Below are 14,481 nucleotides of genomic sequence, written 5' to 3'. Positions count from 1 at the left end.
TTCACCCATGTGCTGGTACCGCATCCGCGCTTCCGTCACGATTGCCCAGCACGCCCGGGCGGGTGGCGGGACGACCGTCCCCCGAGCGCCTTTCCAACCGGGCCGCCGCGGATGTCGGGTCAGGTATCGACGCAGCCAGAGGTAACCACATTGACGTTTAACGTAGGCCAAACCGTAGTCCACCCCCACCACGGTCCCGCAGCAATTCTCCGTCTCGCCACACGTAAAGTGCGCGGCGAGGAGATGGAGTACCTCGTACTGGAGGTTCAGGCCAACAAGCTTGAGGTGTGGGTGCCCATGGCCAAAGCCGCAGAAGTTGGGCTTCGTCCGGTGCTGAACGGCCCGGAACTCCAGAAACTCATGGAAGTGCTGAAGGCCGGCGCAGACGCCGAAGAGACCCAGTGGTCCCGCCGCTTCAAGGAAAACACCGAGCTGCTGGCCAGCGGCAACATCACAGACGTAGCCAGGGTGGTCCGCAACCTGACGCTCAGGTCCCTGGACAAGGGACTTTCGCACGCTGAGCGGGACATGCTCAGGCATGCCCGCCGTCCGCTGCTCACGGAGATTTCCCTCTCGCTCGGCGTAAGCGAGGATGAAGCATCCGCTGTTCTTGACGGCGTGTGGTCGGGTTCGGCGGACTCACTGTCTGAGCCCGTCACGTAGCCCCCTGTTCTTCACGCCGTGCAGGCCGTCACCCCGGGGTGGCGGCCTGCACTACATCCGGGCCTTGGTCCTGGCAGTCGCAGGTGCCGTCCAGGGATCCTCGGGCCAGGGGTGCCGCGGGTAACGGCCGCGCATCTCCGCACGGACCTGCGAGTACGGACCGGACCAGAATGATGCCAGGTCATCGGTCACCGCCAGCGGCCGACCAGCCGGCGAGAGCAGGTGGAACTGCAGGCGCACCCTGCCGTCAGCGATCCGCGGAGATTCCGCCCAGCCGAAGCACTTCTGGAGCTTGACTGCCAGCACCGGCCGTCCGGCGTCGTCCTCCACGTCCGGATAACTGATCCTTTCCTGGGTGCCGCTTGGCACCAGGATCCGTTCCGGGGCAAGGGCGTCGAGTCCGGATGCCTCCGGCCAGGGCAGCAGGCGCCGCAGCGGCTCCAGCAGATTCACATCGGAGGCCCGGGCGCCTGAAGCCAGAGCTTCCAGTTCCGGTCCCAGCCAGTCATCGAGGCGGGCCAGCAGAGCCCTGTCGCTGACGTCAGGCCAGGGCGCCCCAAGTTCACGGTGAAGCAGTGCAAGCCGCCGCCGCAGCCCCTCGGCCGCCGGCGACCAGCCAACAGCCCCCAGCCCCTGTTCTGCCAGCGCCCGTGCCACTGCACCGCGGCCCTGCGCCGCGGCGGGCCGGACCGGCGTGGATGCAAGTTCGATGGCACCCAGCCGCCGCACGCGCCGGGCACTAACCTTGCCGCCGTCGAACCGGGCGATGATTTCTTCCTCAAGCAGGTGTGATGCGGCGTCCTCCGCTGTACCGTCATCAAGCGGCGCAGCTGCCCTGATGACGGCGCCGGTGCCCGCCGCGGCTCTGCCTGCTGCCCGGGAAACGTCCGCCACTGCCAGCCACTCGTGCCCCCGCAGCGGACTGTCTGCCGGCAGCCCTGCCCTTGTCCCGGAGGCAAGCAGGTACTGCTCGTCCGAAGCTCCGGCCACCCGCCGCGCAACCCGGTCCGGGAAGGCGAGGGCCACCAGATAACCGACAGCTTCCCCAGCTCCAACACGCTGATCCGACGCCGTCGGGGCCTGGGGGGACCTCGCGAACTGCTGCAGGCGCCGGACTTCGCGGCTGAAAGCACGGGAGCCCGGGTCCTTTCCTGAGCGCAGCGCGGCAAGCAGCCGCACCAGGTCGGCACCTGCGGGCCGGTAGTCTCCGGCGAGCATGGCCGTGATCTCGGCTGCGCTGCGTGCACCCAGCCGCGGTGAACCGTCGACAAGGGCCCGGGCAAGCCGCGGGTCAGCAGGGATGCGTGCCAGTGCCTGCCCGGTGTCTGTGGCGCGTCCCTCCGCATCGACGGCACCGATGCTGCGCAGTACGGCTTCAGCGTCTTCCAGCGCAGGGGCCGGAAGCGTCTGCGGCAGGGGCAGCCCGCGCCCGCCCGGAGTTCCCCAGCAGGCCAGGACCAGTGCCGCAGCCGTGAGGTCCGCTGCGGCTGCCTCCGGCGCGGGCTGGACCGGAGCCGCGGCATAGGCTGCCTCGGAGTAGGCCCGGATCACGGTGCCGGGGCCTTGTCTGGCCGCCCTGCCTGCACGCTGCTGTGCCGAGGCCCGGGAGCAGCTGACCGTGACCAGGCCACTCATGCCGCGGGCGGCGTCGCGCCGCGGCTCACGCGAGAGGCCGGAATCGACCACCAGCCTCACCCCGGGAACTGTCAGGGATGACTCAGCCAGGGAGGTGGACACGATGATGCGCGGCAGGCCGCCCGGTGACCGGCCGGAGACGGCCCTGTCCTGCTCCGCCGCAGGCGCCTGGCCGTGCAGCTCAAGGACCTCCGTGCCGGTTCCCAGTTCCTGCCGCAGGCGCCGGGCCACGTGAGCTACTTCCCGGGCACCCGGGGCAAAGACCAGTGCATCAGTTGTCGGGTCCTCAGCCAGCGCCAGGGCATGTCCGCGCGCTGCGAGACCGGCCAGCGCATCCAGGAAACCGGGGGTGATCCCCCGCTCATCCAGCCGTTTCCCGGCAGGCGGCTGCCACCTGACCTCCAGCGGATACAAGGCGGACGGGCAGTCGATGACCGGTGCGGGAGTTTCCGGGGAAGCGATCAGCTCTGCGAATCGGCCGGCATCCAGCGTGGCGGACATGGCAACCAGTGTCATATCCTCACGCAGCTGCCGTACCTCGGCGAGCATCCCGATGAGGAGATCGGTTTCCAGCCCGCGTTCGTGGACTTCATCCAGGATGACGGCGGCTGTTCCGTCCAGGCCCGGGTCTGCCAGCAGCCTCCGGAGCAGGATCCCCGGGGTGACGAACTCGACCAGGGTCCGGCTGCCGGCGTGGCTTTCCCCCCGGACGGTGTAGCCCGCCCGCTCCCCCACAGCGCTGCCGTCGAGGGCCGCCAGCCGGCGGGCGGCTGCACGCGCAGCGACCCTGCGCGGCTGGGTCACTACGACGCGTCCGGGCACGCCGGCCCCTGCCACAAGGTTGGCGACCAGCGGCGGCATCAGGGTGGTTTTGCCGGTTCCGGGCGGGGCCTGCACGACGGCGCTGCCGGCACAGGTGCTGCCGGGCGTCAATGCGGCGGCGGCAGCAGGGAGGGCCTGGGCGAACACGAGTCCCCTGCCAAGCCTGGACAGATCAAAGGGTCCCTTGGGAAGCAGGTCGGCGGCGGGGAATGCAGTGTTCACCTGCCTATTGTCTCCCGCCCGGCCAACAGACCCGTCAGGCTGTTGCCCATCATCCGGCCGGAATCAGCCGCCGGGATGGTCAGCGCCGCAGGACTTTCCGTGCGGTCTGGTTGCCCAGGAACTGGACCAGCTGGACCAGGACGATGATCACCGCCACGGCTGCCCACGTCACCACGGGGTTGAACTGGCGGTAGCCGTACTGGATGGCAAAGTTGCCCAGGCCGCCGCCGCCGACGTACCCGGCCACCGCAGACATGTCCACGAGTGCCACGAAAATGTACGTATACCCCAGGATCAGCGGTCCAAGCGCCTCGGGAATGAGGATCGTCAGGATGATGCGCCTCCGCCCTGCTCCCACGGAACGTGCTGCCTCGATCACCCCGGGCTGCACAGTCAGCAGATTCTGCTCCACAATCCGGCTGATGCCGAAGGCCGCTGCCAGCGACAGGGTGAAGATGATGGCGTTGTTGCCGATTCCGCTGCCCGTAACTGAACGCGCCAGCGGCTGGGCCGCGGCGAGGAAGATGATGAAGGGAATGGGCCGGAAAATATTGACCAGCACGTTCAGGGTCCCAAAGACGGCACGGTTGGCCAGCAGGGCACCGGACCGGGTGGTGTACAGCCCCAGTCCGATCAGCAGGCCGCCTATCCCGCCGAACAGCAGGCTCAGGCCCACGATGTACAGGGTTTCTCCCACAGCGGTCCACAGCTGGGGCGTCAGGGGTATCAGGTCTTCCATGTCAGCCCAGCTCCGTTACCTTGATGCCATGCCCGACGGCGGCCAGGGCGCCGTCGATCGCCTGGTCGGCGCCCTTGAGCGCCAGGGTCAGATGGCCGAACGCCCGGCCTGATATGTCATTGATGCCGCCGTACACCAGCTCAAAACCGACGCCGGCAGCTGCAAGTTCCAGGAACACCGCAGCCTGGGAACTGTGCCCGTCACGGAAGGAAAGAGTCACCATCCGCCCCTCGTGCCGGGAACGCAGCGTACGCACCTCCTCAGCTGACGGAATCCCCCGGACCACGGTGGAGACGAACCGGCGCGAGGACTCTTCCCGCGGGTTGGAGAAAACCTCGAACACGCCGCCCTGTTCAACGATCCTCCCGGCGTCCATCACGGCGACCCGCGTGGCGAGGTCCTTGATGACCTCCATCTCGTGGGTAATCACCACAATGGTGATCCCCAGCTCCCGGTTCACCCTGCGGAGCAGGGCCAGGACTTCCTGGGTTGTTTCGGGATCCAGCGCCGAGGTCGCTTCGTCCGCGAGCAGAATCTTCGGGGAGGCTGCCAGTGCCCGGGCGATGCCCACCCGCTGTTTCTGCCCGCCGGAAAGCTGTTCAGGATACCTGCCGGCTTTATCCGTGAGCCCAACGAAGGCCAGGAGCTCATTGGTCCGGGCAGTGATCTCGTCTTTGCTGCGCCCGGCAACACGAAGCGGGTACGCGATGTTGCTGCGAACGGTCTTGGAGTTGAAAAGGTTGAACTGCTGGAAGATCATTCCAATGTCCAGCCGCAGGCTTTTAAGTTTGCGCTCGGGCACACCGGATACCGCGCGGCCATCCACTGTGATCTCTCCCCCGGTGGAAGCCTCCAATCCGTTGATGAGCCTAACCAGGGTGCTTTTGCCTGCTCCGGAATACCCGATGATGCCGAAGATCTCCCCGGCTTCTATTTCAAGGCTGATGTCCTGCAGCGCCGTAACCGGGGGCTCGCCCCGGCGGGCAGGCGGATAGGTCTTGGAGACGTTCCGCAGTGAAATGAGAGCCATTGCTGTTCCTTGTCCGACAGGCTGCGCGGGCCGGTCCGGCAGCGCCGAACCGGCCCGCGGGCGGATTGCCTACTGTTCTTCGATGTCCTTCTGGACGTCGGCCAGTGAACTGCGCAGGTCTTCGACCGGCACCTTGAGGAACTCAGCGGTGTTGCCTGAAGCCTTCTGCACTCCGTCCTGCACGGCCTGCGTGTTCTGGTAGATCTCCACCAGCTTCAGGTAGGTCTCGTTGTTCTCTTCCCCGGAACGTGCAGCGAAAACGTTCACATACGGGATCGCCTTGGGATCGGAGGGATCGTCCTGGGCAATGGCGTCAGCGGCACTGAGCCCGGCATCCTCGACGAAGTCGTTGTTGATGATCGCCGCGGCGACGTCCGGAAGCGACGTCGGTGTGAGGGATGCTTCGAGCGTAGTGACCTTCACCTTGGACTTGGCCTCATCGACGTCATCGAGCGTGGAGAAGGCGCTTCCGCCGTCGGCCAGGGTCACCAGTCCTGCGGACTGCAGCACCAGCAGCCCGCGGGCCAGGTTGCTCTCGTCATTGGGCACCGCCACAGTGGCGCCGTCGGGGATCTCCTCCACCGAGTCGTATTGCGTGGAGTACAGACCCAGCGGGTAGATGGCGGTGGATCCCACCGGAACCAGGTCCTCCCCGGCAGAGACGTTATACCGGGCAAGGTAGATGATGTGCTGGAACTGGTTCAGGTCCAGTTCGCCCTCGGTGAGAGCGGGGTTGGGCTGGGTGTATTCCGCGAAGTCGATGATTTCGACGTCGATGCCTTCCGCTTCGGCAGCTTCCTCGTAGGTTGCCCAGTACGGATCACTGGCACCCACGACGCCGATCTTTACGGTTCCTTCGTCACCTGCTGCAGAGCCGCAGGCTGCGATGCCCAGGACTAAGAGGGGTGCAGCGGCCAGAGACAGGAGTTTCCTGCTGATTTTCATGGTTCGGTTCTCTCCGGTGGGTTCACGGCGGGCCGTGAACGATGGGGCGCAGGCCGCTGTGAGGGCAGTGCCGGCGCCGTACTTGCCCCGCGGGGATGTCCGCGGCAGGGCCGAATCTTCACCTGGAGCACCCCGCTACGACGAGAGGGTTGCTGTCCAGCCGGCCAGGGCCGATGGCTGGAGCTCTTGATTCTTCCCCCACAGTAGGGACCGGAAGATACGATGGCCACCGGCGCGACATCCGGCGTCGTGCGGCGTCACACGGTGAATTCCAGCGAAATGCAACGTCTCACAGGAGAGAAGGAAAAATGAGCCAGCTGCCCGAAACACAGCCGAGCCCCGGGGATATCTTCGACTTGGCCGCCTCTCATGGCCTGACGCTGGATCCGGGCAGTGTCAGCTTCAATGAAGCCGGCCTGGATTACCGCGTCGCCTTCGCCACGGAGGCCGGCACTGGCCAGGAGTGGGTACTGCGGCTCCCGCGACGCCCCGACGTCGCAGCAAACCAGGCGCGTGAACAGGCAATCCTGGACTTTGTGCGTCCGCGGCTGGGTGTCGCCGTGCCGGACTGGAAAATCCAGGAATCCGATCTGGTGGCCTACCCTCTGCTGCCTGGAACGCCGGGCCTCACTATGAACGCGGAGAACCAGCCGAACTGGCATTTCGATCCGACCTCCGCGAAATACCTTGAGTCCCTGGCAGCGCTGATAGCTTCCCTCCACACGATGGATCCCGCTGCCGCCGCGGCAGCGGGTATTCCGTCAGAGAATCCTGAGGCAGTCCGCGGGTACTGGGCTGAGAACCTGGAAAGGGTGGAGGGCGAATTCCGGATCGATTCTGCCCTGCTCTCCGGCTGGCGGCGGTGGCTGGACGAGGACGGTCTGTGGCCGCAGCGGGTGGTCCTGACCCACGGGGAGCTGTACCCGGCGCATCTGCTGCTCGATGAAACAGACCGGATCGTCTCCGTTCTGGACTGGACCACGGCCAAGGTCAGCGATCCGGCACTGGAGTTCATGTACGTCCAGCTCATCTCGCCGGACTCTTTCGACGCTGTGGCGCGCGCCTACCAGGACGCGGCCGGCGTTGCCGAGCCGCGCCTGGCAGAACGCTGCACCGCTTTGATCGCTGCAGGGCCGCTGAACTATGCAATGTTTGCGCTGACCACCGGTCAGGCCGAACATCGGGAAGCTGCCCAGGCCCAGCTGCTGCAGGTCTAGGAACCGCAGCTGCCGGGCACGGCACCTAGCTCCGGGCCGGAGCATCCTCAGCCGGTGCTTCGCCTTCGCTCTCGGGGAGCCCGTGGTGCGGGCCGTGGCCGCCACGTTCCCCGTGGCCGTCTTTGCTGTTCCCCTGGCCGGCGTCTTCCTTGCCGGAGCCGTCCTTGCCGGACCTGCCGTCATCGTCCGGCCCGCCGTCACGCTCCGGCCGGTCCGGCCGCGCCGAGCCGCTGTCCTGCGAGTCCTCGTCCTGAATGTCCTCGTCCTGAATGTCCTGGCTCCCTGAATCCTTATTTTGGGAATCCCTGCCCTCAGTATCGTTGTCCTGCGGCAGGTCTCCGTGATCGCCGTGCTTAGGACGCTCCGGACGCTCGCCGTCGAGTTCGGACGTGACCGACGCAGGTTCCGTGTTATCCGCAACGGCCATACCCGTGAAGAAAGTGCCGGTCAGCAGGCCGGCAGCTGCCAGGCCACTGGCACTCCAGACAATGATCTTCTTGGCTTTGCTGCCAATCTCCATGGTTGCTTTCACCTTCGCAAACAGAGTGTGGATACCTACGTTTTCTATCCAACCGGGTCTTTCTTCGAAGTTTCTTAGAAGTCCGCCTTAGTCCAGCGGAAGGCGAACCGTCAGCGAGGCGCCCATGCCGTGGCCCGGTTCAGCCTGCACCGTCCCGCCGAACCTGCCGGCAATCTCAGCGACCAGGGCAAGGCCAAGTCCATAGTGGCGGGTATGCCCGCCGGAGGTCTCCCGCACAGAGGCGAAGCGTTCAAACACCCGCCCGCGGAGTTCGCTGGGCAGGCCCGGGCCGTCGTCGGAAACCCGGAGGACACCTTCGCGCCCGCTTGCCGATACCTGGACCCAAACGGTGGAACGGGCGTAATCGGACGCGTTGGCCAGCAGCGCAGTGATTACCCGCTGCACCGCTGCCGGCGCGGCACGGACTCGAACCGGCGTACCTGGGACATCAAGCTTCAGCTGCAGGCCGTTGGCCCTTAACGCGGTGGCGAATGTCTCGGCCCCCTGCCGCGCCGCGGCGCCCAGGTCAACGGGCTCCGGCGGGCCCGCCCGGCGGGGATCGGCGGACTCGAGCAGATCCTCCAGGATTTCGGTCAGCACTCCCGTGTCCGCGATAATTTCATCCAGGCCGGACTCCACGAACTTCTGCTCAGGCGGTTCGAACCGTTCCGCCGGACCACCTTCCGCAGGCCGGGCGCCCAGACGGCGCCGAAGCAGCTGCGCCCGGGTACTGAGCAGAGTTAGGGGTGTGCGCAGTTCATGGCTGGCATCGGAGACAAACCTGCGCTGCAGCGCCAGCGCCTCCACCAGCGGACGCATCGCAGCCCGTGCCGCCAGGCCGGAAAAGAGCGCCGCAACCACTGCAGAAAGCAGGACGGCTGAAACGAGGGCGAGCACCAGCCGGTCCAGCTGCCCGCGGGTTTCGGAAGTATCAATTGCCGCCTGGACTACGTCCCTGCCGTCAGTCCTGGTCAGCACACGAAACGTAGTACCCGACGCGTCGACTGTTTCCTCGACTTCCCCGCCGCCGGCAGCCACGGATGCAAGTGATGTTTCAACCGGAAGGCCCTCGGGCATGTCCCTCGATACGCTCAGCCGGCCACGGTCATAGACAGCAAGGAAGATGTCCAGCGGAGCATCCCGCGGGTTCTTCAGGGCTGCCGCCGATTCAAGGCGGTCCTGCAGCGCCCGTTCGGCACCGGCGGCCGCCAGATAGTAGACAACCGCTCCGGCCAGGGAGAGGAGTACAACTGTCAGTGCCGTGAACTGCAAAGCCAGACGGCGTGCCGCCCGCCGCGGATCGGCGTCGTTCCCCCGCTCCGTCCGGAACCAGCGCCGCGTCATGCTGACTTGCCCAGCCGGTAGCCGATTCCCCGTACCGTCAGGACCGAGGCCCTGCCGAGCTTGCGGCGCAGGTAATGGACGTAGGTATCCACAACGCCGTCGTCATCGGCGTCCGGGAACACAAGGTCATGCAGGTCCTCACGGGGAAAGACCTGCAGGGGGCGGCGCGCCAGCACTTCCAGAAGAGCTGCCTCCCGCTCGGAAAGCACTGCCACCGCTCCATCGCTTTGCGTCACAGTCCTGCCGCCGGTATCAAACATTCCGCCGGGTACAGGCAGCACGGGCACCTGCGGCGCTGTGCGGCGACGCAGCGCGCGAAGGCGGGCCAGCAGCTCGTCGACGTCGAACGGTTTGCCCATGTAATCCTCTGCCCCGCGGTCCAGCCCTTCGACCCGGTCGGAAGGGTTTCCAAGGGCGGAAAGCACCAGGGCCGGCACAGCAACTCCCCTGCTGCGCAGCCGCGCCAGGACATCCAGGCCTTCGATCGCCGGCAGGCCGCGGTCCAGCAGAAGTACGTCAAAGTCCTGGGTGAGGCCCACGTGAAGGGCCCGCTGCCCGTCATAGGCTGCAGTTACTGAATAACCCTCTGACTCAAGGATCTCCGTAAGCATCTGTGCCAGGCGCACGTCATCTTCCACCACCAGGATCCGCGGTTGGCCCTCCATTGCGCGAGTATATGAGCGGGCAGAACCGGATGTACGCGCCCTTGCGTGTTTACACTGTAAACAACCCGGATTCCGCGAGTGGTTCCGGCAGTAACTCAACACCACCGTTCGGAGGAAGTTCCGTGGCAGCAGACCAGTCGCTAAGTTCGGCAGTGATTGCCCGTACTGCTGCCCGGATCGCGGATAACGAAGGGCTGGAGGCCGTCAGCATGCGCCGGGTCGCCGGTGACCTGGGCGTTTCGGCGATGGCTCTCTACCGCCACGTGGCCGGCCGGCAGGAACTTCTCCTGTTGATGGCCGACGCCGTGAAGAGCTACTCCCTCCTGCCGGAGGGAGAACACCGGTGGCAGGACATGCTGGCGCACATGGCCGGCTCCCTGTGGCATACCTTTACCACCCACCCCTGGCTGCTGGGCATCATTCTGAGTCCGCGGCGCCTGGTCAATCTGGCTGACCCGGCAGATGTGGAACGCCTGCTCTCCAGTCTCTGTGCTGCCGGCCTGACGGAAGACGAAGGGTTCGACTGCCTGCTGGGAGTCTCAGCTGCAGTCATAGGAACCGTGTCCGTTGCCGCGGCGGCTGATTCAACGCCGGCAGTTCCTGCCACGCCTGTTTCCGGTCCCGACGGGTCAAAGCGGGAATCCGGCAGCCTGCAGCCGCACAACCCGGAACCCTATCCGCGGGCAGAACGCTTCCAGCACCGCCGCATCAATGACGAGGTTTCCCGGCAGTCCCTGGACTTCCTGGTGGCCAACTTCATCCGCGGCATCGAATTCAGCGCCCAGGCACCGGGTCCTTCCCGGGAGCCGGTTTTACGGAAGGAAGATCATGCAACTGAAGAATAAGACCGCGATCGTCACCGGCGGTGCAGGAGGCATTGGCCGGGGAATCGTCCGGCGGTTCCTCGCCGAAGGGGCAAGGGTCGCCGTCGTGGACATTGACCAGGATCAGGGTGAGAAGCTGCTGGCTGAGCTCGACGGCGAGGCGATTTTCATTGCCAGGGATATTTCGGTCGAGGCGAACGCCGCTGCAATCGTCGCCGAGACGGTGGAGCGCTTCGGCGGCCTGGACATCCTGGTAAACAATGCGCACGCTTCCAGGCAGGCCTCCATCCTGGAAACCACCAAAGAGATCTGGGACTTGTCCTTCAACACCGGAACGATGGCCACTTTCTACCTCATGCGCGCCGCCTATCCGGAACTGAAAAAGACCCGCGGCAGCATCATCAATTTTGCTTCCGGAGCCGGTATGAAGGGCCTGCCCAACCAGGTGGCCTACTCCGCGGCGAAGGAAGCCATCCGCGCCATTACCAGGACGGCCGCCACCGAGTGGGCAGCTGACGGCATCCGGGTCAATGTAGTTTCTCCCGTTGCCCTGACTCCGGGAATCGTGCAGTGGAGCAAGGCATTCCCGGACGCTTACCAGGAAGTCCTCGACGGTATTCCGCTCGGCCGCCTCGGTGATCCGGAAACGGACATTGCCCCCGTCGTTGTGTTCCTGGGCAGTGAAAACTCCCGCTATATGACGGGACAGACCCTGATGGCAGACGGCGGCTCCATCAAGCTGTACTAAGCGGCTGCCAGCCCGGCACCGCCGTCGCCGCATAACTGGTCACCGCTGAGGTATCGAGAAGGAACTCCGCCTGCTCTCCCACGCCCAGGGACAGTTCGGCTGCGGCGGCCGGGCTGATGTCCGCAGCCAGGCCCGCGCCCCGCACCCGAATCCGGTCCCCCTGCGGTTCAAGATCCGTTACGGTAACGCTCAGGACTTCCCGGCCCGGGTCAGCAGTGCCGGGTGCGCCCGGCCTTCGGACCGCAACGGCCGACGGCGGGAACGCCGCCAGGAGCGCGCCGGCGGCCTGCGCTGCAGCACCGGCGTCCGGAACTGTGATCTGCAGTCCATCGGCGGTCACGAGACGGCCGCCGCTAACCCCTCCACGGATTAGATTGAGTCCGGCAAGGCTGGCTGTGAAGGGATTCTGCGGGCGCCGCAGCACCTCGGCGGGCGGGCCGGATTCAACGATCCGTCCTTCCTGCATCACCAGGACCCGGTCCGCGAGGGTGAGGGCATCGAGCACATCGTGGGTGACGATCAGTGCGCTGCGCCCGGCCAGGACACGCTTGAGCAGCCTGCGCATCACTGGAACCGTCTCAACGTCCAGGGCCGCCATGGGTTCATCCAGCAGCAGCAGGTCCGGTTCCGCCGCCAGGGCGCGGGCCAGGGCCACCCGCTGCGCCTGGCCGCCGGAGAGCTCACCCGGCCGTTTGGAGGCGAATGCAGCGGCATCCGTTTCGGCGAGCCAGCGCCGGGCAGCTGCCCGGGCCGCCCTGCGTGAGGTGCCCGTGCTGCGCGGGCCGAAGGCAACGTTCTCCTTGGCACTCAGGTGCGGAAACAGGAGCGCTTCCTGGGCGAGGAGGGACGTTCCGCGGCGGTAGGCCGGGAGGGACAGTCCTTTGCCGTTGGAGAGGCTGAAGAGGATGGTGCCGTTCAGCTCCGCGCGGCCGTTCCATGCCTGCACCAGGCCGGCCAGCAGCGATACAACGGTCGATTTCCCGGCCCCGTTGGGACCGAGCAGAGCCACGGTCTCCCCGTCCCCGATTTCGAAGGCGACGTCCACCCCGCGGTCCGGAAGCTCCGCCTGGATTCGCAGTGCCATCAGCCCGCTGCTCCTGCCGGTGCTGAACGTCCCGCAGCGGACCGGGTGGAAGCGGAGCGTCCCGGCGCAGACCGGTAGGACAGCCCCACCACTGCCACAGCCACCACGACCAGTACGAGCGAGAGTGCCACCGCGGCGTCGGCGTCGGCCTCCCGCTGGAGGTAAATCTCCAGCGGAAGGGTCCGGGTTACACCCTGCAGGCTGCCTGCGAAGGCCAGGGTGGCACCGAACTCACCCAGGCAGCGGGCAAAGGAAAGCACTGCCCCGCTCGCCAGTCCGGGCAGAACCAGCGGTACGGTGACCCGGCGGAGGACCGTCCAGGGGCGGGCGCCGAGCGTTGCAGCAACGGCTTCGTAGCGGGTTCCTGCAGTCCGGAGGGCTCCTTCAAGGGTCAGGACCAGGAAGGGCAGTGCCACAAAGGTCTGAGCCAGGATCACCGCCGTGGTTGAGAAAGCGACCTGAATGCCCAGCAGGTCCAGCGTCCCGCCAAGCAGCCCCTGGCGTCCAAAGGTATACAGCAGGGCGATGCCGCCCACCACCGGAGGCAGCACCAGAGGAAGCAGCACCAGGGACCGGACGAGCCGCTTTCCCGGGAACCGCGTCCTGGCCAGGACCAGGGCCAGCGGTACGCCGAGCAGGATACAGAACAGGGTGCTCGCGGCTGCGGTGCGCAGGCTCAGCGACAGGGCAGCGAGCGAGGCGTCCGACGTCACCAGGGGGATGAACTCTGCCCAGTTGACCTCAGCGGTCACCGCGGCCAGCGGCAGCAGCAGGAACAGCGCTCCGGCGACGGCGCCGGCCAGCACCCAGCGCGGCAGCGGCACCGTACTGCTAGGGGGCACCAAAACCGGCCTCCTCCAGCGCCGCCTGGCCTTCGGCGCCCCGGATGAACCGGACAAACGCAGCTGCCAGGTCTGCATCGGCGGGGCCGGCGAGCTGAACCAGCGGATACCGGTTCACGGCCTGCTGCGCCTCGGGAAACGGTACCTCCTGGACACTCTCTCCAGCCGCAAGGACGTCAGTAACGTAGACCAGCCCGGCATCGGCTTCTCCGGAAGCCACCTTGCCCAGTACTCCCGTTACCGAAGTCTCTTCACTGACCGGCGAAAGGCGAAGGCCGGCGGCTTCTTCCAGCTCTGCCGCAGCAGCGCCGCAGGGAACCTGCACGGCACAGACCACCACCTGCACACCCGCGCCGGCCAGATCGGCAAATCCAGTGATGCCCGCCGGATTTCCCTTTGGGACGGCGATGGTCAGGGTATTCGTTGCGATGTCCCGGGGTTCACCGGCCGTGAGCCCTCCGTCCACCACTTTGGCCATGTTGGCCTCATCAGCGGAAGCGAAAACGTCCACCGGTGCACCGGCAAGGATCTGGGCGGCGAGGTCTGCGGACCCGGCCACGTTAAGCCGCACCGCAGTCCCGGGATTAGCCGCCTCGAAGTCCTCCGCCAGCCGGGTGAAGGGAGCGGACAGGGACGCTGCAGCAAACACGGTCAGTTGACCGCTTTCCCTCTGCTGCGCGGCCGTGTTGGAGCACCCGGCCAGCACGCCGACGACCAGTGAGGCCTTAATGACCGTACCGAAACGGCACCGGCTCACGGAAGCTTCTTTCCCGGCGGCGTTTCGACGATGACGTTGGTTGCCTTCACCACCGCCGTTGCGGTGGAACCGGGTTCGAGTCCCAGTTCGCGGACGGCCTCGGTGCTCATGAGGGAGACAACGCGGAACGGTCCGCACTGGATCTCGACCTGGGACATCACCTTGTCCGAGATGATCTCGGTAACCAGTCCCACGAACCGGTTGCGGGCGGAGCTCGCGATTTCCGTTGGATCCTCGGGCAGCTGGGACTGCCGGCGGGCAAGCTGGGCCAGTTCCAGGCTGTCGATGACCTGTCTGCCACTGGCGTCCCGGTGTCCAGTCAGGGTACCGTTCTCAATCCAACGGCGCACAGTGTCGTCACTGACACCAAGAAACCGTGCAGCTTCGGCAACTCTTAGGCTAGGCATGCAACGACAATAAACCG

General features: G+C 66.2%; 15 protein-coding genes and 1 riboswitch. Of the genes, 4 read left to right on the top strand and 11 right to left on the bottom strand.

Annotation, left to right across the window (positions count from 1 at the left end):
* The first annotated feature begins 150 nt into the window (after nt 1-150).
* Nucleotides 151-663, top strand: coding sequence for a CarD family transcriptional regulator (locus FYJ28_RS01370; RefSeq protein WP_160317933.1), 513 nt, complete (start codon nt 151-153; stop codon nt 661-663).
* Nucleotides 664-714: 51 nt separating this feature from the next.
* Here FYJ28_RS01370 and hrpB read toward each other — a convergent pair whose 3' ends face one another.
* The 4 genes from hrpB to FYJ28_RS01350 all read right to left on the bottom strand — a co-directional run bounded on the left by hrpB (nt 715) and on the right by FYJ28_RS01350 (nt 6,056).
* Nucleotides 715-3,342 carry an ATP-dependent helicase HrpB gene (gene hrpB, locus FYJ28_RS01365; RefSeq protein ID WP_326831429.1) on the bottom strand — a complete coding sequence of 876 codons (2,628 nt, stop codon included), beginning with the start codon at nt 3,340-3,342 and terminating at the stop codon, nt 715-717.
* A 79-nt stretch (nt 3,343-3,421) separates the two neighbouring features.
* Nucleotides 3,422-4,081 (bottom strand): methionine ABC transporter permease, encoded by a 660-nt coding sequence (locus FYJ28_RS01360; RefSeq protein ID WP_154578022.1) that lies wholly within the window; start codon nt 4,079-4,081, stop codon nt 3,422-3,424.
* A 1-nt stretch (nt 4,082) separates the two neighbouring features.
* Nucleotides 4,083-5,111, bottom strand: a complete 1,029-nt coding sequence (locus tag FYJ28_RS01355; RefSeq protein ID WP_154578021.1) for a methionine ABC transporter ATP-binding protein — start codon at nt 5,109-5,111, stop codon at nt 4,083-4,085.
* 69 nt (nt 5,112-5,180) lie between these two features.
* A complete protein-coding gene (locus tag FYJ28_RS01350) occupies nt 5,181-6,056 on the bottom strand; it encodes a MetQ/NlpA family ABC transporter substrate-binding protein (protein ID WP_055241353.1) in 876 nt (291 codons plus the stop codon).
* A 73-nt stretch (nt 6,057-6,129) separates the two neighbouring features.
* Nucleotides 6,130-6,248, bottom strand: a riboswitch (SAM riboswitch).
* Nucleotides 6,249-6,364: 116 nt separating this feature from the next.
* On the opposite strand from FYJ28_RS01350, the gene FYJ28_RS01345 reads away from it, so the two are divergent.
* A complete protein-coding gene (locus FYJ28_RS01345; RefSeq protein ID WP_154578020.1) occupies nt 6,365-7,273 on the top strand; it encodes a macrolide 2'-phosphotransferase in 909 nt (302 codons plus the stop codon).
* A 25-nt stretch (nt 7,274-7,298) separates the two neighbouring features.
* Here the strand turns inward: FYJ28_RS01345 and FYJ28_RS01340 are convergent, their stop codons facing one another.
* From FYJ28_RS01340 to FYJ28_RS01330, 3 genes are all read right to left on the bottom strand, one after another.
* A complete protein-coding gene (locus tag FYJ28_RS01340; RefSeq protein ID WP_154578019.1) occupies nt 7,299-7,793 on the bottom strand; it encodes a hypothetical protein in 495 nt (164 codons plus the stop codon).
* Nucleotides 7,794-7,880: 87 nt separating this feature from the next.
* A complete protein-coding gene (locus FYJ28_RS01335; RefSeq protein ID WP_154578018.1) occupies nt 7,881-9,137 on the bottom strand; it encodes a sensor histidine kinase in 1,257 nt (418 codons plus the stop codon).
* Complete coding sequence (locus FYJ28_RS01330) at nt 9,134-9,802, bottom strand: response regulator transcription factor (protein ID WP_154578017.1); 669 nt, start codon at nt 9,800-9,802, stop codon at nt 9,134-9,136. Before FYJ28_RS01330 ends, FYJ28_RS01335 begins: the two co-directional genes overlap by 4 nt.
* A gap of 122 nt (nt 9,803-9,924) precedes the next feature.
* Between FYJ28_RS01330 and FYJ28_RS01325 the strand changes: the two genes are divergently transcribed.
* Nucleotides 9,925-10,647, top strand: a complete 723-nt coding sequence (locus FYJ28_RS01325) for a TetR/AcrR family transcriptional regulator (RefSeq protein ID WP_326831428.1) — start codon at nt 9,925-9,927, stop codon at nt 10,645-10,647.
* A complete protein-coding gene (locus FYJ28_RS01320; protein WP_055241363.1) occupies nt 10,631-11,374 on the top strand; it encodes an SDR family NAD(P)-dependent oxidoreductase in 744 nt (247 codons plus the stop codon). Before FYJ28_RS01325 ends, FYJ28_RS01320 begins: the two co-directional genes overlap by 17 nt.
* Here FYJ28_RS01320 and FYJ28_RS01315 read toward each other — a convergent pair.
* From FYJ28_RS01315 to FYJ28_RS01300, 4 genes are read right to left on the bottom strand one after another with little or no spacing between them, the layout of a single operon-like run.
* Nucleotides 11,361-12,458, bottom strand: a complete 1,098-nt coding sequence (locus tag FYJ28_RS01315) for a sulfate/molybdate ABC transporter ATP-binding protein (protein WP_154578015.1) — start codon at nt 12,456-12,458, stop codon at nt 11,361-11,363. The genes FYJ28_RS01320 and FYJ28_RS01315 overlap by 14 nt on opposite strands.
* Nucleotides 12,458-13,300: an ABC transporter permease gene (locus tag FYJ28_RS01310; protein WP_326831427.1), complete on the bottom strand. Its 843-nt coding sequence runs from the start codon at nt 13,298-13,300 to the stop codon at nt 12,458-12,460. Before FYJ28_RS01310 ends, FYJ28_RS01315 begins: the two co-directional genes overlap by 1 nt.
* A complete protein-coding gene (gene modA, locus FYJ28_RS01305; protein WP_326831426.1) occupies nt 13,290-14,057 on the bottom strand; it encodes a molybdate ABC transporter substrate-binding protein in 768 nt (255 codons plus the stop codon). The genes FYJ28_RS01310 and modA overlap by 11 nt, the downstream gene beginning before the upstream one ends.
* Nucleotides 14,054-14,464 (bottom strand): TOBE domain-containing protein, encoded by a 411-nt coding sequence (locus FYJ28_RS01300; RefSeq protein WP_055241372.1) that lies wholly within the window; start codon nt 14,462-14,464, stop codon nt 14,054-14,056. Before FYJ28_RS01300 ends, modA begins: the two co-directional genes overlap by 4 nt.
* Nucleotides 14,465-14,481 lie beyond the last annotated feature (17 nt).

It is taken from the genome of Arthrobacter sp. BL-252-APC-1A (assembly GCF_009696625.1).
Taxonomy (GTDB): Bacteria; Actinomycetota; Actinomycetes; order Actinomycetales; family Micrococcaceae; genus Arthrobacter_B.
This window is presented reverse-complemented; position numbering and strand designations above follow the sequence as displayed.

Coding starts and splice junctions, on each gene's coding strand:
- FYJ28_RS01355 (WP_154578021.1), bottom strand. CDS start 5,111: ATGGCTCTCATTTCACTGCGGAACGTCTCCAAGACCTATCCGCCTGCC.
- FYJ28_RS01340 (WP_154578019.1), bottom strand. CDS start 7,793: ATGGAGATTGGCAGCAAAGCCAAGAAGATCATTGTCTGGAGTGCCAGT.
- FYJ28_RS01300 (WP_055241372.1), bottom strand. CDS start 14,464: ATGCCTAGCCTAAGAGTTGCCGAAGCTGCACGGTTTCTTGGTGTCAGT.
- FYJ28_RS01320 (WP_055241363.1), top strand. CDS start 10,631: ATGCAACTGAAGAATAAGACCGCGATCGTCACCGGCGGTGCAGGAGGC.
- FYJ28_RS01350 (WP_055241353.1), bottom strand. CDS start 6,056: ATGAAAATCAGCAGGAAACTCCTGTCTCTGGCCGCTGCACCCCTCTTA.
- FYJ28_RS01335 (WP_154578018.1), bottom strand. CDS start 9,137: ATGACGCGGCGCTGGTTCCGGACGGAGCGGGGGAACGACGCCGATCCG.
- FYJ28_RS01330 (WP_154578017.1), bottom strand. CDS start 9,802: ATGGAGGGCCAACCGCGGATCCTGGTGGTGGAAGATGACGTGCGCCTG.
- FYJ28_RS01360 (WP_154578022.1), bottom strand. CDS start 4,081: ATGGAAGACCTGATACCCCTGACGCCCCAGCTGTGGACCGCTGTGGGA.
- FYJ28_RS01315 (WP_154578015.1), bottom strand. CDS start 12,458: ATGGCACTGCGAATCCAGGCGGAGCTTCCGGACCGCGGGGTGGACGTC.
- FYJ28_RS01345 (WP_154578020.1), top strand. CDS start 6,365: ATGAGCCAGCTGCCCGAAACACAGCCGAGCCCCGGGGATATCTTCGAC.